Here is a 20,675-nt window from a genome sequence, read left to right on the forward strand (position 1 = left end):
TCTTCGGCACGGCTCGCCCGTGCCAACCCCGCTGGGCTATGCGTTCCGCAGCGCGAAGGACATCAGCTCCGGTCCCCGATGGTTGTAGACGGCCGCACCGAGCCAGACACCCGCGATGAACGCGACGACGCCGATGCCGAGACCCGCCCAGAGGCAGCGCAGGAACCACACGGGATCTTCGACGACGCCCAGCACCATCATCGTGCCCGGCACGGCTGCGAGCGCCGCAGTGAGCAGCAGGCTGACGAACTGCGCGAACGTGGCAGCGCCACCCGTGTGCTGAGGATGCGCGAACGCGCTGTCGCCGGGCCGAGGAGCGGCGTAGGGCACGAGCGCCGACGTCACGCTGGAGAGCCCGAGGCCGGCCAGCACGAGACAGACGTTCACGCCCGTGACCGCCGGCAGCACTGCCCAGTCGCCGTACGCGACCACGGTGAGCACCGTGCCCACGGCCACGACCGGGACGGCGATCAGGATGACCGGGGCCAGTCGTCCGAGCCGGTCGGAGACCCCCCGCGTGCCGGCCGCGATGTGCAGCCACACGGCTGTTCCGTCGAAAGCGAGATCGTTGTGCGCCACCCAGCCGACGAAGAGGCAGATCACGGGAAGCGGGATGAGCGCGACGTCTTGTGGACGCACGGCGCCGGAGATGAGCAGAGCGGCCACCATCACCAGCGCGAAGAGGGGCACGAGTGCGAGCTGAACGGCGTAGCGGGAGTCACGCCCCCAGTAGGTGAGGCTGCGCGCCGCGATGGCGCCGGCGGGACGAGCCGGCATCCGGCCGAACCAACCGAGCCCGACCGTCGCCTTCGTGCTCACCTGTCGGTCGGGCGTCACGACCATGTGCGCGACGAGCGCCCACCACGCCAGGGCCACGAGCGCGAGCGTCGCGATGGCGATGACGAGCTTGAGAACTGCCGTCCCCCACTGTCCCGTCGCGGCGTCGCCGCCGACGGACCAGACCGCGCCGAGCGGCGTCCAACTCACCCAATCCGCGGCGGCGTGGACGACACGAAGGCCGTCACGTGCCCAGTTCAGTGTGGCGAAGAAGAACGCGAGTGGCGACAGCATCACGATGATCAGCACGGTGACCGTGCCGCTGAACTCGCGGGTGCGCCGACTGGAGAGCGCGAACGAGGCGACAGAAGAGGCCAGCCGCGCGACGAGCATCCATGTCGGCACGGCGACGATCGCGGCGATGAACGCGAGAACGGCGGCGCCCGGGTGCGCCGACCAGGTCACCACGGTGAAGATCGAGCACAGCGCAAGCACCAGCGCGGGCACGGAGATGAGCGACGCGACGCCGAGCCCGGTAGCGATCGTTCGCGAGTCGACACCGAGAGTGGCGTACGAGCGCGGGTCGAACGTGCCGTCATGGCGCCCGAAGAGCGGCACGAGCAGAAAGCAGAGCGCCGTCAGTGCGCCGGCGAGCACCAGGATGTCCCGCACGAGTCGCAGGTCGCTGGCCGTACGCGCCGACGCGAGCACCGAGCACACCACCACCGTGACCGCCGCGACGTAGAGCAAGCCGACGATCAGCCCGAACGCGTGCCAGCCTCCGCGACGGAACCCGCTGCCGAGCGAGACGAGCCTCAGTCGGAGAAACTGTGCAACCATTCGAGCCCCTCCACGGCCTTGCGACCGCCCGCGAGTTCGATGAAGTGGTCTTCGAGCGTCTTCTCGCCGCGCACTTCGTCCACCGGTCCGAAATCCAGCACGACACCGCCGACGATGATCGCCACGCTGTCGCAGATGCGCTGCACGAGGTCCATGCTGTGGCTGGACAGCAACACCGTTCCGCCCGCATCGACGTAGCGTTTCAGGATGCCCGTGACCGTCGCCGCCGACACGGGGTCGACTCCCTCGAACGGCTCATCGAGCACGAGAAGCCGTGGCGAGTGGATCATGGCGGCGGCCAGCGACACCTTCTTGGTCATGCCGGCGGAATAGTCCGCCACGAGTCGCCCCATGGCGTCGTCGATGCCGAACGCGGCCGCGAGATCGGCCGAGCGCTGGCGGGTGGTCGAGGCATCCAACCCGCGCAGCGTGCCTGCGTAGAAGAGGAGCTGCGCGCCGGTCAGCCGATCGAAGGTGCGGAGATGATCGGGCAGCACGCCGATCGCGCGTTTGGCGTCGCGCGAGCGCTTGCGGGCGTCCACACCGTTCACGAACACGGAGCCGGAGTCGGGCCGCAGCAGCCCGGTGATGATCGACAGTGTCGTCGTCTTGCCCGCGCCGTTCGGCCCGACGATGCCGTACAGCGAGCCTGCCCGCACCGCCAGATGCACCCCGTCGACCGCGACGACATCGCCGTAGCGCTTGTGCAGGCCCGTCACCGCGAGCACGACCGGCGCCGAGTCGGGTGGCGCGGGCCGCGCAGGCGGGAATGCCCGAGTCTCGGCCGCGCGCCGTGCCCGTGCCGGAGCGGCAGCCTCCAGGCCCCGATCCACGGCCGAATCCTCGGCAACGACTCGCTCCGCGTTCGCCGGCCGGGCATCCACGACCTCGAGGGACGCGAGCTCCGCGTCCGGCTCGTCGGACTCGTACACCTGCTCGACGACCCACTCGGGCACCGCATCGTCCGAAGTCGGAGTGGATGCCGGCGCCGGCGCGAGCGCGCCCGTCTGGTCATCTGCGTGCTCGGTCTGGGTCTCGCGCACGAGCTCGGCGAGAAGCTCCGAACCCGTCTCGTCCGATGCGGCATCAGCGGTTGCCGTCCCCGCGGCAGCCGCGGCGCCCCGACGACGACGACCGAACAGAGTGATGCGCTGCCGCGATCCGGTCTTCTCGTCGACCGGTGCCGAGTGCGCCGGCATGGGTCCCGTGTCGACCTCCTCGCCTGAACTCGCGTCCGGGGATGCGGCGCGCGGCGGCACGGACTCCGGTGATGCCGGCTCATCGGACGTGATGATGGCGGGCGCCGTGTCATCGACAGGTGGTACCGCGACGGATGCCGCCGGCGCGGTACCGCCCGTGCGAGTCTGCCGGGTCTTCTTCGCGGGCTTCGTCGTCGTGGACACCTCGTCCCCCGCAGCCGCGGCAGCAGGGACGCCGCCCGTCGTCGTGGCGGAAGTCTGCGTGTCGGCCGGTGCGGCGGCGGCCCGACCGGAGGCCGCTTCCGCAGCCTTGGCCGCTCTCGAGCGCGAACCCCCCCGTGCCGAACGGGGTCCGGTCGCGACGACGACCGACGCACCGTCGGCCTGCGGCGCCTCGACGACCGCCGACGCTCCCGCCGAAAGACCGGTCGTACGCGCACGGCCGGAGCCACGGGCATCCGATCGCGCGGTCCGAACACTGACCACGGGACCCGCGCCGGACGACGGCGCGGACGATGAACCGCGCGCGACGGAGTCCGCTCCCTTCATCGCCGATGGCTCGGCGGTGGCTGGTCCCTGCGGGTCATCTTGCACGCGCCATACCCCCGTCGTGGTGGTCCCCTCGAACTACCGGGACGCGTCCCGATAGATTCGCGTTCGTCTGCGGCGACGACAGGGGCACGGCGTTGCGGCACCCTCCCCCATCGGAGCCTTCGAAGTCTTTACGCTAACGCACGAATCTGCCCGCCCACAGCCCTGGACGGCGAAGTCGCGCAACGAATAGACGTCCGTAGACTATTGGATGCTCGCACGACCCCATCCGCGACCCTAAGAAGCCTCCCAGAAAACGATCACGAAACGGCAACGTCCCGCATTCGAGGGATAGCACCTCGGTAAACTCAATCATCGGCACAGCGCGGTGTCTTAGTACATACGCATCAGTGACACTTCGGTGAACGGAAGCCGTCGGCCCGGGTGAGAGTCCGAACAGCCGCCGATCGACTGTCATCCGTCAAGTCACACAGTTCAACTTTCATTGGGGGGTCGACTATGCGCACGAATGACAGGAGACGAAACGTGACCACCACACCTCAGGTCGTGATTCTCGCGGCAGGCATGGGGAGCCGCCTCGGTCGGTCGCTGCCGAAGCCGCTGACCGAGCTCAACGACGGCCGCACGATCATGCAGCAGCAGTTCGACAACATCCATGCCGCCTTCGGTCCGAAGGTCAAGGTCACAATCGTCGTCGGCTACAAGCTGGAGCACATCGTCGAGGCGTTCCCCGACGCGTCGTTCGTCTACAACGAACAGTACGACCAGACGAATACGTCGAAGAGCCTGATGCGGGCGCTCAAGTCGAGCGGCAACGGCGGCGTTCTCTGGATGAACGGTGACGTCGTCTTCGACCCGGCGCTCCTCGTACGCGTCTCCGAGGCCATCGCTCGCGACCAGTCCTTCGTCACCGTCAACACTGCCAAGGTCTCCGACGAAGAGGTCAAGTACACGACCGGCGCGGAAGGCTTCATCGAGAAGCTCTCGAAGACGGTCAAGGGCGGACTCGGCGAGGCCGTCGGCATCAACTACGTGTCCAGCCGCGACAAGGCGGCGCTGCTCTACCACCTGCAGCGGGTCGACGACCAGGAGTACTTCGAGGGCGGCATCGAGTTGGCCATCCAGCACGACGGCATGCTCGTCGAGCCGATCGACATCTCCGACCTCTACGCGGTCGAGGTCGACTTCGCTGAAGACCTGGAGCGCGCGAACCTCTTCGTGTGACGCACATCACGCAGACGCGGCGAATGCCGTCGGCCATCGCGGCCGGCGGCATTCGCCGTTGATGCGACCGTTCAGTTTGCCGCCGGTACGATCATCGAGTGACCACCTACGCCGACGTGCGCCCGACTCAGCGCACACCGATCGCGCGCTACCGTCACTCGCTCTGGCTGCTGACCAAGCGCGATCTGCACGTGCGCTACGCCACGAACGCCCTCGGGTACGTGTGGTCGATCCTCGACCCGCTGCTCATGGCCGGGATCTACTACTTCGTGTTCGTGGTGATCTTTCAGCGCGGCAACGCCGGTGAGGCCCCGTACATCGTGTTTCTGCTCTCGGGTCTGCTGCCGTGGACGTGGTTCAACGGCGCGGTGCTCGACTTCACGAAGGCGTTCAGCCGCGACTCGAAGCTCATCCGCTCTACGGCCATCCCACGCACCATCTGGATCAATCGCATCGTGCTGAGCAAAGGCATCGAGTTCCTGTTCTCGCTGCCCGTTCTGGCCGTCTTCGCGATCTTCGCCGGCGCCCAGCTGAACTGGAACATCGTGTTCTGGCCGCTCGCCATGGCGATCCAGTGCGTGATGATGGTCGGCCTCGGTCTGATCATCGCCCCCGTCGTCGTGTTCTTCAAAGACCTCGAGCGCGCGGTGCGGCTCATCCTCCGGCTGCTGTTCTACGCATCGGCGATCGTGTTCCAGGTGACGGAGGTGCCCGATCCGTTCCGCACGCTCGTGGCGCTGAACCCTCTCGTCGGCCTCTTCGGGCTCTACCGGTCGGCGTTCTTTCCTGCCGACCTCGATTGGAAGCTCGTGCTCGTCTCCGTGATCGGCGCTCTTGTGTTCCTGGCCATCGGCGTGTGGGTCTACCGACGCACGATCCGTACCGTGCTGAAGGAGATGTGATGGCCGACACGACGACCGCGGATGCCGTGAACTCGGCGCCTGCAGAACGTCCGGTCATCGACGTGGCCGGTGTGGGCATCCGCTTCAAGAGGAACCGACGGCTGCGGCGCAGCTTCAAGGACCTGTTCTCGGGCCGCACCCGCCGCGCACGTCCCGACGAGTTCTGGGCGCTGCGCGACGTGTCGTTCACGGTGCGATCGGGCGAGGCCATCGGGGTGGTCGGACGCAACGGACAGGGAAAGTCGACGCTGCTCAAGCTGGTGGCGGGCGTCATCCTCCCCGACGAGGGATCCGTCACGTTGCATGAGGGCGTTGCGCCCCTGATCGAGATCACGGGCGGGTTCGTGGACGACCTCAGCGTGCGCGAGAACGTCTACCTCACTGCCGGGCTGCACGGCATGACGAAGCGTCAGATCGACGAACGGTTCGACGACATCATCTCGTTCGCCGATATCGGCAACTTTCTCGACACCCCGTACAAGCACCTCTCCAGCGGCATGAAGGTGCGCATCGCCTTCAGCGTGATCACGCAGCTCGATGAGCCGATCCTCATCGTCGACGAAGTGCTCGCCGTGGGCGACAAGGCCTTCCGCGAGAAGTGCTACAAGCGCATCGAGCAGTTGCTCGCCGGCGGGCGCACTCTCTTCTTCGTGTCGCACAATGAGAAGGATCTGCGGCGCTTCTGCACGCGCGGCCTCTACCTGGAAGGCGGTGCACTTCAGCTCGACTCCGACATCGCCTCCGTGCTGGAGCGATACAACGGCGAATTCCACGCCTGACGAGCTTCTCGTCGTCCCCCGCGGGCCACGATCGGTCGCTCTCCACCGTGATGCTCGTGCCGTCGGACGCCCCTCCTAACCTGCCTGCATGACGACAACCCGACCCGACGACACGCGCCCAGAGCCGACTCCCGCCTACCCCGTACCGTTCGTCTTCGATCGCAGCGGCGCTCCCCGATACCGACTGCGCAACGCGAGCCTCGAAACACTCACGGGCGTGCGTTTCGCCCTGCTCGGCGCCGGCAGCATGCCGGTGCAAGCACCCATCACGCTCGCGCCAAGGCAGGAAACCGAGATCCGCATTCACGGACATGATCTCGCCCGAGCGACCGTGCTCGTCGTGCGCTGGCACCGCGCGAACGGCGACGAGTACCTGTGGCGGGCGAGCTTCTGATCCGGAGGGCTCAGCGAAGCTTCCCGACCCGACGCGCCGCCGGGTAGATGCGCCACGGGCGGCCACCGATCAGCGACCGTCGCGCTCGCGGATGAAGTCCTTCGCCGTGTAATGGCGATGACGCCCCGGAAGATCCGCGAGCGTGAGGCCCGCGATGAGTTCGCCGGCATCCGTGTCGAGAGCTGTGGCGATGCGGATCACGGTGCTCAGACTCGGATTGGCACGGCCGCGCTCGATCTTGCCGTAGTTCGTCGGGTGGATGTCCGCCAGGAACGCCACTTCTTCCTGGCTCAGACCCAGTTCGGTGCGGATGCTGCGAAGCCGCTCTCCGACCACGCCGGCGGCGCGGGAGAACGGCTCGACCATGCTGTCTTGTCTAAGAGCGACACAGCGTATGGGTCCAGAGTGTTTGTGCCCGGTCGATTGGCGTCTCCACCGTCGCCCAAGTGAACAACGCCATCGCGGGAGCCGCTCGAGAACGCGCCCGCGAGCTCTTCGAGAACGCCAGAACGGCGCATCCAGGTACGCCGTTGAGAACGGTTTACTCGTCCTCATCCTCGCGGAAGACCAACGGATCGGGATTGGTCCAGCCGCGTGCGGCGGCCGCCGACTCCGCCTCCCCATCGAGACCGTCGACCGGCTTTCCCGCCCGGCGACGCACCGCCCAGCGGAATGTCAGCGCGCGATCCGCCGCGAGGTCGTCGACGTCACCACGTTCGGACTGGCGCACGCACAGCGTGAACCAGCGCTCGGCATCCTCGAGCAATCCGAAATAGGCCAGCTCCTCACCGATGCGCTCCAGCACGATCCAGCGGAACGCCTCGGGGTCACTGCGGACGAGCGCGCGAGCCTCGCCCACCTCCGCCCGCGCCTCCTCCGTGCGCTCGAGCAGAAGAAGAGCGGTGACGATATCGGGGATGGCGGCGAGGGCATCCGAACCGCCTTCGGACTTCGCCGCTCGCGCGAGCTCCAGCGCGCGCGGAGCATCGTCGAGTGCAAGACAGCCCGCGGCGGCCGCACCCAGCAGGTCTGCGCGTGAGACACCGTCGAACTCCGTCTCGGCGTCATACGCCCACTCGAGCAAGGTCTGCACGCGTGCAGAGAGATTGTTTTCGCGCGACTGGCCCTGAGCGGGGCGCGAGCGCTCGAGCTCGGCGAGATCGTCTGCGGTGATGGTGCGGGGCATCCCTCGATCGTAGAAGACCAAGGATGCCGGTCGCGCCGCCCGTCTCTCCGTGCACATCCCGACCTTCGGCCACGTTGTCCCCGGATGCTCCACCGTCGCCGTTCGGCGGCGTCGCGCTCTGGCATCCTGGGCTTTCAGACGGCACGATAGAAGGGTGGTCACCGTGACAGACGCTCAGCCGCGTGTTCCCCGGCGACTCCACCTAGAGCCTCCGGCGCTGGGCTTCGTGTCGTAGCAGCGCGCAGTCGTGAAGCAGCAGCGCGATGTGGGGTCGTCCTCTATTCGGGAACGTTCCGGCCCTGCGCGCCGTATGTGTCGACGATGGCGACGGCAGCGTCGTCGAGCGCATCGCGCGGCATTCCGAGTTCGCTGCGCACCCGAGCCCGGCCGATCAGCATCGACTCGTACTGCGACTCCGCGCCGGGCACGTTGCCGCTGTCCATGGCACGGATGCCCATGGAGTACCAGCGCTGAGCCTGCCGGAACTCGTCGACCAGCTCGAAGAAGCCGCCGAGAACCAAGAACGTGTTCACCAGCTGCGGCGCTCCCTTGCGTAAGGCGTCGGCGAGCTCGAGCGCGGCATCCGTGTGCCCACCCTGGTACAGCGCCTGGACCATCAGCGCCCGTGGATCCACGTAGGCGGCTCCGCCGTCGTCACGAGCCGCCTCGTACATGCGCAACGCCTCGGCGTGGTCTCCCGCGTAGCCGAAGTTCTCCCCCGCTTCCACGAGCACTGCAGCACGCGAGACGTCGTCCGCCAGAGTGAAGCTGGCTGCGTCGGTGGCCCACGAGCGCAGCGTCTCGGCGATCGCGATGTCCTCGCCGTTGTGCGCGCGGTCACGGGCGTTGTCGAAGTCGTTCTGGGTGATCAGGCGGGCCACCCCGACAGCATACGAGAGCGACGCACCGGCCACGCAGGTGCGGGGTCGGATCATCGACTCGTGTGTGCGGCCGTCGGCATGCACGCGTCCGTAGACTCGGTCGCATGGTTCGCTCGAAGAAGGTCAAGCCGCTCGTCGGCGTCACGGGCACCAGTACGTCGCGAGGCGTGCCGATCCCTGCGCTGATCAATCGCGGGATCGATCGCGCCCTCGCGGTGCAACGCCCGGTGGTGCTCGCGCACCTGCGCAGCATCCAGAAACGTCACCCCGACGCATCCCCCGACGAGGTCGCCTACCTCGTCGGTCGCCGCTATCTGCTCGCCGTGACCGCGAGCGGTGCCGCCGTCGGCGCTACGGCCGTCGTCCCTTCGGTCGGGACGATCGCCACGCTCGCCCTCTCGGCCGTGGAGACCGCGACGTTCTTGGAGGCCACCGCGCTCTACGCGCAGTCCATCGCCGAGCTCCATGGGCTGCCCGTCGACGACCCGGATCGCGCGCGAGCGCTCGTGCTCGCTCTCATGCTCGGCAAAGAAGGGTCAACGCTCGTTCGCCAGTGGGGTCTCGAGATGACCGAGACCGAGGTGACCCGAGAACTGTACTGGCGTCAGGTCGTCTCCAGCAGCATCCCGCGCGTCGTCGTCGGTCCGCTCGTGCAACGACTGCAAAGCGCGTTCGCGAAGCGTCTGGCGACGAAGGGGACCGAGGGCATTCTCGCCAAGGCACTGCCGTTCGGGGTCGGCGCGGTCGTGGGCGGCGTGGGCAACCGCATCACGGCATCCCGAGTCGTGCACACGGCGCGCAGCGCATTCGGTGCGACGCCGGACGTCTTCCCCGCCTCACTGCCGCCCGTCGACTCTCCGCCGAAAGCGTCAGTGCCAGCCGGCTCACTGCCGAGCGCGACGCTGCCGACTGCGTCGCAATCCGCCGACGAGGCGATGATCGAGCCGGAAGGCGCGCTCAGTCGCTGAGCAGCGCGTCGGGATCGTCCGCGACGTCGGTGCCGTCACCGTGCTCGAGCGTCACGTCGTCGGTGGCGTGAAGAGCCGCGAACCGCTCCCACTCGTCCATGAGGTGCTGCACCGCGTCGTGGAACCGGCGCGTCGTCGCCCCCGGCGTCGTGTCACCGAAGTACCGCTGAACCCAGAACCGCAACCGCTCGGCAGCCGCCTCGTCGTGCGCGAGCGCGTCGATCGTCTCGACGATGCGCCCGGCGTCGGCGGCGTATAGCCACTCGCACGCCGACAGGTATCCGCCCCGATCGATCTCCGCCTCGGGATGCACGGGGTGAGTGATGAGCAGCGGCTTGCCCGCCGCGAGCCGGTCGTAGACCATCGCGGAGATGTCCACGATCGCCATGTCGGGCGCCGAGAGCTGCCAACCGAGCTCGGGACCGTCGTCGTACACGTGGTGTGCAGACGGGTCGGCCGCATTCGCCGCCTCGAGCGCCTCGATGATGTGCTTGTTCGCGTCTCGGTACTCGGCGTCCACCACGCCGGAGCGCGGGTGCGGACGGTAGATCACCCGGTGGCGCCCGGTGGCGAGCAGCGCCTCCACGAGCGCGACGCCGTGAGAAGCGACCGACCCGTACGCCGCCGCGGCGCGATCGCCCTCCCACGTCGGCGCGTAGAGCACCACAGTGCGCTCGTCGGGCGTGTAGGGCAGCTCACCCGAGTAGTGATCGGCCTGCGGTCGCCCGATCTTGATGGCGCGCTTGTCGAAGTCGTAGTCCCACAGCACCTTGCTCAGGCGCGCGATCGCCGCGTCTCCGGCCACCAGGGCGTAGTCGTACGCCTTGAACTGGTTCGTGGTCATGTACATCTTGTCGGACTCGCCGTGGTTGATGAACACGTGCCAGCGACGGCCGTAGCGCATCATCTGGAAGTTGCGCGTGTTCTGATTCACGTAGAAGATCACACGCAGGTCCTGTTGGGCGATCGTGTTCTCCAGATCGACCACGGTGCGCACGTAGGCCACCGGCAGCGGCGACTCGTCGAGCAACGTGGATGCCCCCACCGGAGATCTCGAGAGAATCACCACCGGCCACGTCTTGCTGAGCTCGACCAGCGGTTTGTACCACTGCCGAATCTGGTACATGTTCACCTTGCTGTCGGCGAAGTAGACGCCGATCTTGAAGGTGCCCGGCTCGAGTTCCGGGGCCTGTGCGAGTCTGGCCGCGAGAGCGGCTCTGGCCCTTCTCTGCACGAAGGCGTTCTTCACCAGCCGCACGCCGGAACGCGCGTCATGCAACAGACCCATGAGCACCAGGATATTGGTGGGTGACCCAGGATTCTCTGAATGCCCTATGCCTGCGCTCGACGGTGTCGGGCTTCACAGGTGCGCCGACGTCAGATGACGGGTGGCCGGCCGGCCAGGGTCATCCGCCACACCGTGCGCCACCTGATGGGACGTCGCTTCCCCGGGTGTTCGCGCCATCCGGCCGCCCAGCCTGCGAACCACGGTCGCAGCGTTCGCGGCGACTTCGCGCCCCGCAGCACGTGCACCCCGGTCCAGGCACCCACGTAGAGCGGGATGAACACCGCCGGAAGGTTCCGCCTGGCCAGCCACACCCGATTGCGGGCGTTGCGCCAGTAGAAGTCGGCGTGCCGCGTGGTCGGAACGTTCGGATGCCGCGCTTCGAGATCGCCCGCGTACCAGGCGCGCTTGCCCTGATCCCACACCCGCCACGCGAGCTCGATGCCCTCGTGCGCGTAGAAGAACGGCGCGGCCCAGCCGTCTGCGGCCTCGAATACCGCCCGCGGCATCACGACCGCTCCCTCGATGAGCGCGAACACCGCGCTGGACCGGGCCGGGTCCCCCTTGCGCAGCCGGGGAACCCAGCGCCGCGGCGCCGGGGAGTCATCGATCGTGCGCACGCGCGGCTGGAGCACGCCGAGCGACGCGTCCGCGTCGAAGCGGGCGATGGCATCCGCAAGGAACGTCTCGGAGGGGACGTACTCGTCGTCATCGAGGAAGAACAGGTACTCCCCCGTGGTGTGCGGAACACCGGCGTTGCGTCCGGCGGGAATGCCGAGGTTCTCGCTCAGCGCGAGCGCCCTGACGCCGTCGGGCAGCCCGGTGGGCTCCCAGCCGTTGCCGACGCAGACGACATCCACCTGCACGGCCCGCTGTGCCAGCACGGATGCCAGTGCCCGCCCGAGCTCCTCGGGTCGCGTTCCCTGCGTCAGCACCACGACCCCGACCGTGGGAACGGCGCCCCTCCGGTTGGTTCCGGCAACCCCGGGTGCCCTCGCGGCGCTCATGCGCGCAGGCGCCGCGAACTCATGATCGCGACGAAATGGCCGATGAGTCCCACAATCGCGAAGGCGAGCAGCACGACCAGGTACACGCGCTCCGTGCCGGGCGTCCCGGTGAACAGGGCGATGATCGCGACGGCGAACGTGACGAGCGTGAGTTCCACGGAGTGGAACATGCGGTGGAACGGGAAGAACTTGACCACGCGGCGAGCGAGCGCGATGAGATGTTGCTGGGGCACGGCATCCGCTTCGGCATTCCCCAGCTTGGGCAGCCCGGCGTACGCGCGCGCAACGCGCGTCAGATCGTTCAGCGCCTTGTTCAGCACGAGCACGACGGCGAGCGCGAAGCCCAGTGTCGTCCAGAGGTAGTCGGCAGGCGACTGAATCGGCCACGCTGCGGCGCGCAGGCCGATCACGATCGCGATCAGGGTCTCCGTCGTGTAGTGGCCGACGGCATCCAAGAAATGGCCCGCGGGCGACGAGCTGTGCCGCCAGCGGGCCACCTCGCCATCGCAGCAGTCGAACAGCATCTGGAGTTGGCCGAGCACGACGGCCAGCGCGGCCCCCCAGATTCCGGGGATGAGCAGGGCGGCCGCCGTGGCCCACCCGGTCAGGATCATGAACGCGGTCACGCCGTTGGCGCTGATGCGCGTCTTGAGCAGATTCCAGGTGAGGTAGGGCGAGACGTCGCGCAGGTAGAGGTGCGCCGTCCAGTGCTCGGCGTTGCGGCGCTGACGCACCTCGGGCGGCTGGGTCACCTCGCGGAGTTGCGCGATCGACTCGGGCCGGCGATACGAATCCGGAGCCGACACGCTACCTCCCCGATCGGCTGTGCAGGTCGTGCGACAGCTCGAAGAATCCACCGATGAAACCGACGCCCCAGCTCACATGGATCGTCGGCACGACCACGATGAACCGCAGCATAGCGGCGAACCCGTCCCTGCTGCCGGCCGTGAGCGCGGCGATCACGACGAAGAGCAGATAGAGCACAGGGAAGGCGAACGCCAGGATCAGCCAGCCCAACGACGCGCCGATGATCAGCCCGGCGAGGCCGATCAGACCGAGGATCACGGTGGCGATCAGCAGCACCACGAGTACCGGCGGCGCGAAGTACCGAAGCGAGTTGGCCGAGGGGAACCGCCGAACGAGCTCACCGCGCCACATGCCGGTGGCGAAGAACTGGTTGACGAGCGAACGGATGCTCGACCGCGGCTGGTAGGTGACCACCAGTCGCGGGGTGAACCACACCGTGCCTCCCGCGGCGCGCAGCCGACGATTGAGCTCCCAGTCCTGTCCCCGGCGCACTCGCTCGTCGAACAGGCCGACCGCCTCGAGCCGGTCGCGCCGGAATGATCCGAGATAGGCGGTCTGCGCCGGACCCTCCTTGCCGCCGACATGGTGCTGGGTGCCGCCGAGTCCGACGCGCGAACCGTAGGCGCGTGCGACGGCCTTCTCGAAGGGGGTCGTGCCGCGGGCATCCATGAGTCCGCCGACGTTGTCGGCTCCGGTGCGCTGCAGCGTGTCGACCGCGATGCTGGCGTAGTCGCGCGGAAGCAGAGAGTGGGCATCCACTCGAATGACGATCGGGTACGCGGATGCCCGGATGGCGGCGTTCAGTCCGGCCGACGTGGATGCCGCCGGGTTGGGCACCACGCGCACGTTGGGGTGTTCCCGTGCCAGCTGTGCCAGTACCTGCTCGGTGCCGTCGTTGCTCGGCGCGACCGCGAGCGTGATGTCGGACGGACCGCGGTAGTCCTGCGCGAGGAGGCGCTCGACCGCGGCACGCACATACGGCGCCTCGTTCAGCACCGGCATGACGTAGGAGACACCGGGAAGCGCGCCGTCACTGCCGGCGCCGGTGGCACCTGTACTGCTGGATTCGCCCATCACATCCGCTCGTCGAACCGTCGGCTCAGCCTATCAGCGCGCGATCGGCCGACCCATGGCGCACGCACGAACGCGCGTGCCGGCATCCGAGGCCCGTGCTGGGACAGGATGCCGGCACGCGCGTCGAGCGTCGCGGTGCGGAACGTCAGATCAGTCGTCGCTGGAGAGCGTGCCCAGTGTGACGGAGACCTGCTCGGTCTTGCCGTCGCGCTGGTAGGTCAGCTTCGCGTCGGCGCCGCCCGCGAGCGCTCGCACCTGAGCGGTGAGGTCGGTCGCGTTCGTGATCGGCTTGCCGTCGAAGTTGGTGACAATGTCGCCCGCCTTCAGCCCTGCCTTCGCTGCCGCTCCTCCGGAGGTCACCGACTTGATGAGGGCACCCACCGTGGTGGCGTCGCTGTCGGCCGTCGAGTCGGTCACCGTCGCGCCGAGCAGGCCGCTGGTGGCCTTGCCGTCCTGGATGATGTCGTTCGCGACGCGCTGCGCCACGTTCGACGGGATCGCGAAGCCGACGCCGATGCTGCCCGACTGGTCACTCGAGTCGCTCGAGGAGCTCGCGCTCGCAATGGCGACGTTGATGCCGATGATCTGGCCCTTGCCGTTGATGAGCGGTCCGCCGGAGTTGCCGGGGTTGATGGCGGCATCCGTCTGGATTACCGGGAGCGAGATCGTGCTCTGGCTCGACGAGGAGTTGTTTCCACCGCTATCGCCGCCACTGCCGTCTCCGTTGTCGAAGTTCCAGAAGTTGTACGGGTTGCTGTCGTCGCCGTTGTCCTGCTGGTCCTGGTCGGGGGCGGCCGACGAGGCGATCTGGATGCTTCGGTTCAGCGAGCTCACGATGCCGTTGGTCACGGTGCCGGAGAGACCGAGCGGAGCGCCGATCGCGACGGTGGTGTCGCCGACGTTCACCTTGTCGGAGTCTCCGAACGTGGCCTTCGTCAGCCCGCTGGCGTTCTGAAGCTTGATCACCGCGAGGTCGAGAATCGGATCGGTGCCGACCACCTTGGCCTTGTAGATCTTGCCGTCGTTCGTGGTGACCGAGATGCTCCCCGCGCCGGTCTCGCCGTCGAGCGTCACCACGTGCGTGTTCGTCAGCACGTAACCGTCGGAGCTGAGGACGACGCCGGATCCGGTGCCTGCCTCACTGCTTGCCGTCACGTTGATGGTGACGACGCTCGGGCTGACCTTCGACGCGATCGCCGTGACGGCGGTGGCGGTCTTCGGATCGTTCACCGTGACATTCGTGGCGCCGCTGGAGGTGACGGGCGCCGCGTTGTTGGAGTTCGCGGCGTAGATGCCGACCACTCCCGCGCCGACACCCCCGCCGAGGAGTCCGGCGAGCACGAATCCGGTCACGAGGAGTCCTGCACGGTTGCCCTTGCCGTCCTTCTGCTTCGCGGGACGGGCCGGACCGCCGGGCTGACCGGGCTGGCCCGGCTGCTGCGCGTACTGCTGGCCCGCGTAGGCCGGTTGGCCGAACGCACCGGTCTGCGGGTCACCGACGTGCTGGCCGCTCGCCTGAGCGCCCGCGGGGCCGGGATGTGCAGCAGGCTGCTGCGGTGCGGCGTGCTGGCCCGAGTACTGGTAGCCGCCTTGCTGACCGTACGCATTCTGGTTGTACTGGTAGCCGCCCTGCTGCGCGGCGTACGGGTTCTGCGCTCCCGGTGCGGGCTGTGACGGAGCGGAGGCGCCGTACGGGGGCAGCTGCTCGGTGGGCTGGGTCTGGTTCGTCGCAGCCTGCGGATTCGCGACGGGATACGACGGGTATGCAGCGGGCGACTGTGGCGCCGCCTGCTCCGCGGCCGGCGCCGGCACGGTGGGCTGTTCGATCGTCGGGTGCACCGTCATCGGCTGCGGCGCTGAGGGCTGGCCGGCCGCAGGCTGCGCTGGCTGGGCGGGCGCGGATGCCGCGGCGTCGGTGTCGGAGGACGCGTCGGCGGGCCGCGGTGCGGCATCCTGTGCGGCCCGAGTGGAGCCGGGAGAGGTCTGGGGTGCGTGCGCCTCGCGAACGGCGTCGAACTCGGCGCGCGGCATGGTGTTGTCGCCTTCGGCGCTGGGCGTGATGTTCTCGCCATCGGCGGGCTGCGCGGCGTCGGCAACCGAGCCCTGCGCGGCGGTCTGGTGGGGCGCCGGCTCCTGCGTCTCCGCGGGGTCCTTCGGTGTGTCGGTCATGGTCGTGCTCCTTCCAAGCACTTCAAGCATCGGCCATCGTGCTGGGCATGGTTTATGGGAAGTCTGTGAACCGTCTAGAACAATTCCATGGACACTGAATGATGGATGCTCGCAGGCTTGCTGGACCGACGAGTCGCCTCATCCGTCACGGCGGTTCAGCAGCCGGGACCGCCCGGGTCGAGCAGGCAATCGCGCTGAACGAGCACGGTCTTCGCGTCGGAGGCGAGCACTGTGAACGTCGGTGCGGACAGCGTCAGAGTACCGGGCACGTCGAGCCAGGGGCCGGACGCGACACGGTACTGGGCCGAGTACGACACCGTGAGGCTCACCGAATAAGACCCTTCAGTCGAATAGACGTGGCTGGTGGCTGTGCGGCTGAACTCGGGGACGCCGAGCGCCTGCCAGCTGCTGCCCGCGCTCGTGGTCGTGGCCTTGCCGCCGTCGCCGTATTCCCAGTGGAATCCCACGGGACTGAAGCGCACGCTCGCGCTCTGCCCGAGCAGCGTGCCGGAGGCCGTGTGCGTCTTCGCGTCGGAGAAGAAGTTCGTGTCCAGCCCGATGACGGCCCACCCGTTCGGTTCCGCGCTCACCGACGGCTTCGACGGATAGAAGGACGCGAGGTCGGACAGCGACAAGTCCGGAAACACGAGGTTCGCCGTCAGCCCGCACACGACGTCGGGTCGGCAGCCGTTGCCGGCAGGCGACGTCGCGTCGTCCTCGCTGCTTCCGTCGCGGCCCTCGGATGCCTGCGAGCCGCCGCTCCCGCCCGTCTCGGCACCGACGTCGACATGGTCGCCGGCGATGGAGCCGGAGGAGGTGCAAGTGCCCGCATACTGCCCAACAGGCCCACAATTGTCCATACCTGCTGCGTGCACGATCGATACGGGACTTAGAAGGACTATCGCTAAGACTATTGGGCGCAGAAGTCATCACCTGACCAAAAGTCGCGCACGTAGACCAGGCCATGTGATCGGGTGCTGAACTGAATTTCAACTTCCCAAGGAGTCCGCCGGTTCTTCGGGTTCGTCACCTGAGATACATCAGATGCGTCAACTAGGTCCGTCCCGCTGACGTCATCGCAAACGTAGAACTGCACGCGGGTCTTCGCCAACCGCGAGCGTGATTGAAGCTTTGCTGAGTCAAACGTGGTCTTACCAACCGTGTGAAGACCACTCTCGCGCATATCCTTTGCGCCAGTGAGCGCGTCTCTGAGCGCGCTGCCCGCGGCAACTTTTCGGTACCGGAAAGGCGACTCTCCTCCGTCATGGAGTACTTCGTCGGTGACCGCCTGGTACGCCGCATATGCCTTCGTCGCCGCGGCGAGCGCCTCCTCGTCCGACGAGAAGAGCGGGGCGTGAGACGCGGACTTCGTCGGGGTCGGCTTCGGCGTCGTGGGCGTGCAACCGGAAAGCGGCAGGGCGAGGGACGCGGCCAGGGCGGGCACGAGCATCCATCGGCGAAGCGGCATGGCCACCACCGTAGGACACCTCGGGCCCTCGCGCCGGAGTTCTCCACAGGGCAGGCGCCAGAAGAGGGAGGCAGTAGCCGCGGCGCGCGACTGATGTGCCTCGGCTTCGGTTCACAACTCAGGAGGCCAGGGCGGGCGCGACCGCGGGCGGCCCAGATTCACGGCGAGACTGCTCGGTCGCACGGCCGCCGGCCTGAAATATGAACACCTGCAGAGGGACAGGGGTACCGGCGCAAGAGGTCGCGAGCTGAGAATCCCCACGCAAGTGCCGGCGTGCACGGGCGAGCACGGCGGGCGCCGGCGAGCACGGGCCAGCACGGGCCAGCCCTCCGGGCGCCGGCGAGCACGGGACAGCACGGGCCAGCCCTCCGGGCGCCGGCGCTAGGGTGACCGTGGAGCTCGGGACGCAGCCGCGCCCGGAGATGGCGCGGTTCAGGCCCGCGCCGCCGTGATGAGCGCGATCACTTCCCCTCGGCGTTGCGGCCAGGGCGAGACGGAGTCGAGATGAACCAGCTGGTATCGGGACCCTGGCAGCGAGCAGCACGCGGCGCCGGCCTGTTGGGCGACGACGGTTCGGTGGCCGCGACGATCTTCGCGGAGATGAGCGCCCTCGCGGCGCGCACCGGTGCGATCAACCTCGGGCAGGGATTCCCGGACGAAGACGGGCCAGCGGAGGTTCTCGAGGCGGCGGTGCGGAGCATCCATGACGGTGTGAACCAGTATTCGCCGGGGATGGGAGCGCCCGTGCTGCGCGAGGCGATCGCCGAGCATCAAGCGCGCTTCTACGGCCTCTCCGTCGATCCCGACCGGGAGGTGCTGGTGACTGCCGGTGCGACGGAGGCGATCGCCGCGACGATGCTCGCCCTCGTCGAGAACGGCGACGAAGTGGTGACCTTCGAGCCGTTCTACGACTCGTACGGGGCGACGATCGCGCTGGCCGGCGGCATCCATCGCACCGTGCCGTTGCGGGCGCCCGGCTTCGAACCGGATCTCGACGAGCTGCGAGCAGCCGTGACCGACCGGACGCGCGTCATCCTGGTGAACGATCCGCACAACCCTACGGGCGCGGCGTTCGGCCGCGAGACGCTCGAGACGATCGTGGAACTCGCGCACGAGCACGACGCGATCATCGTGACCGACGAGGTGTACGAGCACCTCACATTCGACAAGCCGCACATTCCGATCGCCACCCTTTCGGGCGCACGCGATCGCACCGTCACGATCTCCTCCGGCGGCAAAACGTTCAACACGACAGGTTGGAAGATCGGCTGGCTGGTCGCGCCGCACGAGCTCGTGACCGCCATCACCGCCGTGAAGCAGTTCCTCACCTATGTGAACGGCGCGCCGTTCCAGCCGGCCATCGCGGCCGGACTGCGGATGCCCGACAGCTTCTTCACCGAGGCTGCCGCCACACTGGCGGCGAAGCGCGACCTGCTCTCCGGCGGCCTCGAGCGTGCGGGCTTCGACGTGTTCGACGCGCACGGGTCATACTTCGTGGTGGCGGATGCTGCCCCGCTCGGCTACCCGGATGCCGTCGCGTTCTGTCGCGAGCTCCCGCTGATGGCGGGCGTGGTCGCCGTGCCGATCTCGGCGTTCTGCGGACCCGTGTTGAAGGACGAGGCCGCCTCACTGGTGCGGTTCGCGTACTGCAAGCGGGTGGATGTGCTCGAGCGTGCGGCGGCGCAGCTCGCTCGACTCGGGTGACGGCGAGGCAGCACGACAGGCCCGGCTCGTCGGGAACGCGCTCGATCATGACGCCGGAATCACCGCGCCGACCTGCGAGGGGTGCGACCGGCCGTCAGCGCTGCGGCACCACCGCGTAGCGCCGAAGAGCCAGTGCCGGGTTGACGGCACGCACCTGATCGAGTCGCGAGCGATCGAGCCAGGCGAGGCCGACGCCGGGCTGCTCGCCGGCATCCGCGAGTACGACTCCCATCGGGTCGACCAGCAGGCTGGAGGCGACACCGATAGGCCCGGTGTGGTCCGCCGCGGCGACGAAGACCGTGTTCTCGATGGCCCGAGCCGTGATCAGGGTGCGCCAGTGCTGTTCCTTGAGCGGGCCCCGCACCCACTCGCTCGGGACGAGGACGACGTCGGCGCCTGCATCCACGATGGTGCGCGTGATCTCGGGGAAGCGCAGGTCGTAACAGGTCTGTAGGCCGAAGGTGAGGGCATCCACGGTGAAATGCTGGGGCGGGGTCAGTGGGCCCGGCACCACGACCTCGGACTCTCTCGCGCCGAACGCGTCGTAGAGGTGCTGCTTGCGATAGGCCGCCTGGATGCCTGCACCCGGCACGACCGCGACCACCGTGTTCGAGAAGTGGTCGGGAACATCCACGCGCTCGGCGAATCCCGCCACGATCGCGACGTCGAGCTCGTCAGCAAGGCCTACGAGGGCTGCGGTGAACCGGCCGTCGAGCGGTTCGGCGTGATCGACGAACCGCAGATCGACGGGGTCGGCGAAGTACGAGGCGTACTCGGGAAACACGACGATGCGCGCGCCTCGGCCCGCTGCCACCGTGGCGAGGTCGCGGATGACGGCGAGGTTCTGCTCCGTGTTGTCGGTGGGCGCGAACTGCGCGACGGCGACGCCGACACTGGATGTGCCGGGCTGCGCCGAGGGATCGGCCGAAGGGATGCTCGCCATGCCGTTCAGCCTAGAACGGGCGCGGCCGGAGTGAACCGGTGCGTGAACGTGCCCTCGTCGGTTTATACATGCACCCCATACCCATCAACGCGGTCTGGCCGATAAGTCCCTCTTTCTGGCCGATAAGCCCCAAAGCCTTGACCCGAACGCAAAAGAAGAAGGCGCCCCTCACGGGACGCCTTCTCTTTTTTCGTTGCGGGGACAGTGTCCTGGTTCAGGACATCGGAATGGGTGTCTCGCGTCATCGGAATGGGTGTCTCGCGTCATTGGAATACCGTGTCTGCGGAGGTGGGAGTAGCTGGGCGACTGACGCTGGGGCATGACCAAGCAGCGTCTCGTGATTAGTGCCGTTCTGTCCGGTATTTCGCAGTCGGAGGCCGCCCGTCGTTACGGGGTATCGCAGAGTTGGGTGTCCAAACTGGTGGCCCGATATCGGCTCGAGGGTGAGAGCGCGTTTCAGCCGCATTCCCGACGTCCCGTCACCTCACCGAACGCGACCTCGCCGGCGGTCGTGGA

General features: G+C 67.9%; 20 protein-coding genes. 7 read left to right on the forward strand and 13 right to left on the reverse strand.

The genetic code is table 11. From position 1 onward, the window contains the following. Positions 1-36: 36 nt before the first annotated feature. Together H623_RS0100330 and H623_RS22005 are read right to left on the reverse strand one after the other, a co-directional pair. A complete protein-coding gene (locus H623_RS0100330; protein WP_022898962.1) occupies positions 37-1,617 on the reverse strand; it encodes a hypothetical protein in 1,581 nt (526 codons plus the stop codon). After that, positions 1,593-3,365: an ABC transporter ATP-binding protein gene (locus tag H623_RS22005; RefSeq protein WP_022898963.1), complete on the reverse strand. Its 1,773-nt coding sequence runs from the start codon at positions 3,363-3,365 to the stop codon at positions 1,593-1,595. The genes H623_RS0100330 and H623_RS22005 overlap by 25 nt, the downstream gene beginning before the upstream one ends. A gap of 528 nt (positions 3,366-3,893) precedes the next feature. Between H623_RS22005 and H623_RS0100340 the strand changes: the two genes are divergently transcribed. The 4 genes from H623_RS0100340 (at position 3,894) to H623_RS0100355 (ending at position 6,667) form a co-directional block, all read left to right on the forward strand. Next, positions 3,894-4,592, forward strand: a complete 699-nt coding sequence (locus H623_RS0100340; RefSeq protein ID WP_022898964.1) for a phosphocholine cytidylyltransferase family protein — start codon at positions 3,894-3,896, stop codon at positions 4,590-4,592. 98 nt (positions 4,593-4,690) lie between these two features. After that, entirely contained in the window at positions 4,691-5,494 is an 804-nt protein-coding gene (locus H623_RS0100345) for an ABC transporter permease (protein WP_022898965.1), read from the forward strand. Beyond that, positions 5,494-6,273, forward strand: coding sequence for an ABC transporter ATP-binding protein (locus tag H623_RS0100350; RefSeq protein WP_022898966.1), 780 nt, complete (start codon positions 5,494-5,496; stop codon positions 6,271-6,273). Before H623_RS0100345 ends, H623_RS0100350 begins: the two co-directional genes overlap by 1 nt. An 88-nt stretch (positions 6,274-6,361) precedes the next feature. Beyond that, entirely contained in the window at positions 6,362-6,667 is a 306-nt protein-coding gene (locus tag H623_RS0100355) for a hypothetical protein (RefSeq protein WP_022898967.1), read from the forward strand. 69 nt (positions 6,668-6,736) lie between these two features. Here H623_RS0100355 and H623_RS16950 read toward each other — a convergent pair whose 3' ends face one another. From H623_RS16950 to H623_RS20780, 3 genes are all read right to left on the reverse strand, one after another. Beyond that, positions 6,737-7,033, reverse strand: a complete 297-nt coding sequence (locus tag H623_RS16950; protein WP_022898968.1) for a helix-turn-helix domain-containing protein — start codon at positions 7,031-7,033, stop codon at positions 6,737-6,739. Positions 7,034-7,208: 175 nt separating this feature from the next. Next, on the reverse strand, positions 7,209-7,853 hold the full coding sequence (locus H623_RS0100365; protein ID WP_022898969.1) for a hypothetical protein: 645 nt from the start codon (positions 7,851-7,853) through the stop codon (positions 7,209-7,211). A 278-nt stretch (positions 7,854-8,131) separates the two neighbouring features. Beyond that, entirely contained in the window at positions 8,132-8,734 is a 603-nt protein-coding gene (locus H623_RS20780) for a tetratricopeptide repeat protein (protein WP_157560842.1), read from the reverse strand. A 104-nt stretch (positions 8,735-8,838) separates the two neighbouring features. On the opposite strand from H623_RS20780, the gene H623_RS16960 reads away from it, so the two are divergent. After that, positions 8,839-9,702 (forward strand): hypothetical protein, encoded by an 864-nt coding sequence (locus H623_RS16960; protein ID WP_022898971.1) that lies wholly within the window; start codon positions 8,839-8,841, stop codon positions 9,700-9,702. Here H623_RS16960 and H623_RS16965 read toward each other — a convergent pair. The 7 genes from H623_RS16965 to H623_RS0100410 all read right to left on the reverse strand — a co-directional run bounded on the left by H623_RS16965 (position 9,692) and on the right by H623_RS0100410 (position 17,512). Beyond that, positions 9,692-10,990, reverse strand: coding sequence for a CDP-glycerol glycerophosphotransferase family protein (locus H623_RS16965; RefSeq protein ID WP_022898972.1), 1,299 nt, complete (start codon positions 10,988-10,990; stop codon positions 9,692-9,694). The genes H623_RS16960 and H623_RS16965 overlap by 11 nt on opposite strands. An 89-nt stretch (positions 10,991-11,079) precedes the next feature. Next, positions 11,080-11,994: a glycosyltransferase family 2 protein gene (locus H623_RS0100385; protein WP_022898973.1), complete on the reverse strand. Its 915-nt coding sequence runs from the start codon at positions 11,992-11,994 to the stop codon at positions 11,080-11,082. Further along, positions 11,991-12,800, reverse strand: coding sequence for a CDP-alcohol phosphatidyltransferase family protein (locus H623_RS0100390; protein WP_022898974.1), 810 nt, complete (start codon positions 12,798-12,800; stop codon positions 11,991-11,993). The genes H623_RS0100385 and H623_RS0100390 overlap by 4 nt, the downstream gene beginning before the upstream one ends. Position 12,801: 1 nt before the next feature. Next, on the reverse strand, positions 12,802-13,875 hold the full coding sequence (locus H623_RS0100395; RefSeq protein ID WP_022898975.1) for a glycosyltransferase family 2 protein: 1,074 nt from the start codon (positions 13,873-13,875) through the stop codon (positions 12,802-12,804). A gap of 150 nt (positions 13,876-14,025) precedes the next feature. After that, complete coding sequence (locus H623_RS16970; protein WP_022898976.1) at positions 14,026-16,044, reverse strand: trypsin-like peptidase domain-containing protein; 2,019 nt, start codon at positions 16,042-16,044, stop codon at positions 14,026-14,028. 155 nt (positions 16,045-16,199) lie between these two features. Next, positions 16,200-16,904 carry a PKD domain-containing protein gene (locus H623_RS0100405; protein ID WP_022898977.1) on the reverse strand — a complete coding sequence of 235 codons (705 nt, stop codon included), beginning with the start codon at positions 16,902-16,904 and terminating at the stop codon, positions 16,200-16,202. 50 nt (positions 16,905-16,954) lie between these two features. Then, on the reverse strand, positions 16,955-17,512 hold the full coding sequence (locus H623_RS0100410; protein ID WP_157560843.1) for a hypothetical protein: 558 nt from the start codon (positions 17,510-17,512) through the stop codon (positions 16,955-16,957). A gap of 504 nt (positions 17,513-18,016) precedes the next feature. Here H623_RS0100410 and H623_RS0100415 point away from each other — a divergent pair. Next, entirely contained in the window at positions 18,017-19,216 is a 1,200-nt protein-coding gene (locus H623_RS0100415) for a pyridoxal phosphate-dependent aminotransferase (RefSeq protein ID WP_022898979.1), read from the forward strand. 94 nt (positions 19,217-19,310) lie between these two features. On the opposite strand, the gene H623_RS0100420 is transcribed toward H623_RS0100415, so the two are convergent. Beyond that, positions 19,311-20,159, reverse strand: coding sequence for a carbon-nitrogen hydrolase family protein (locus H623_RS0100420; RefSeq protein WP_022898980.1), 849 nt, complete (start codon positions 20,157-20,159; stop codon positions 19,311-19,313). A gap of 319 nt (positions 20,160-20,478) precedes the next feature. Between H623_RS0100420 and H623_RS21300 the strand changes: the two genes are divergently transcribed. Next, the coding region (locus H623_RS21300; RefSeq protein ID WP_245558830.1) for a helix-turn-helix domain-containing protein at positions 20,479-20,675 on the forward strand (197 nt) is incomplete at its 3' end.

The sequence above is a fragment of the Humibacter albus DSM 18994 genome (genome assembly GCF_000421825.1).
Lineage (GTDB): Bacteria > Actinomycetota > Actinomycetes > Actinomycetales > Microbacteriaceae > Humibacter > Humibacter albus.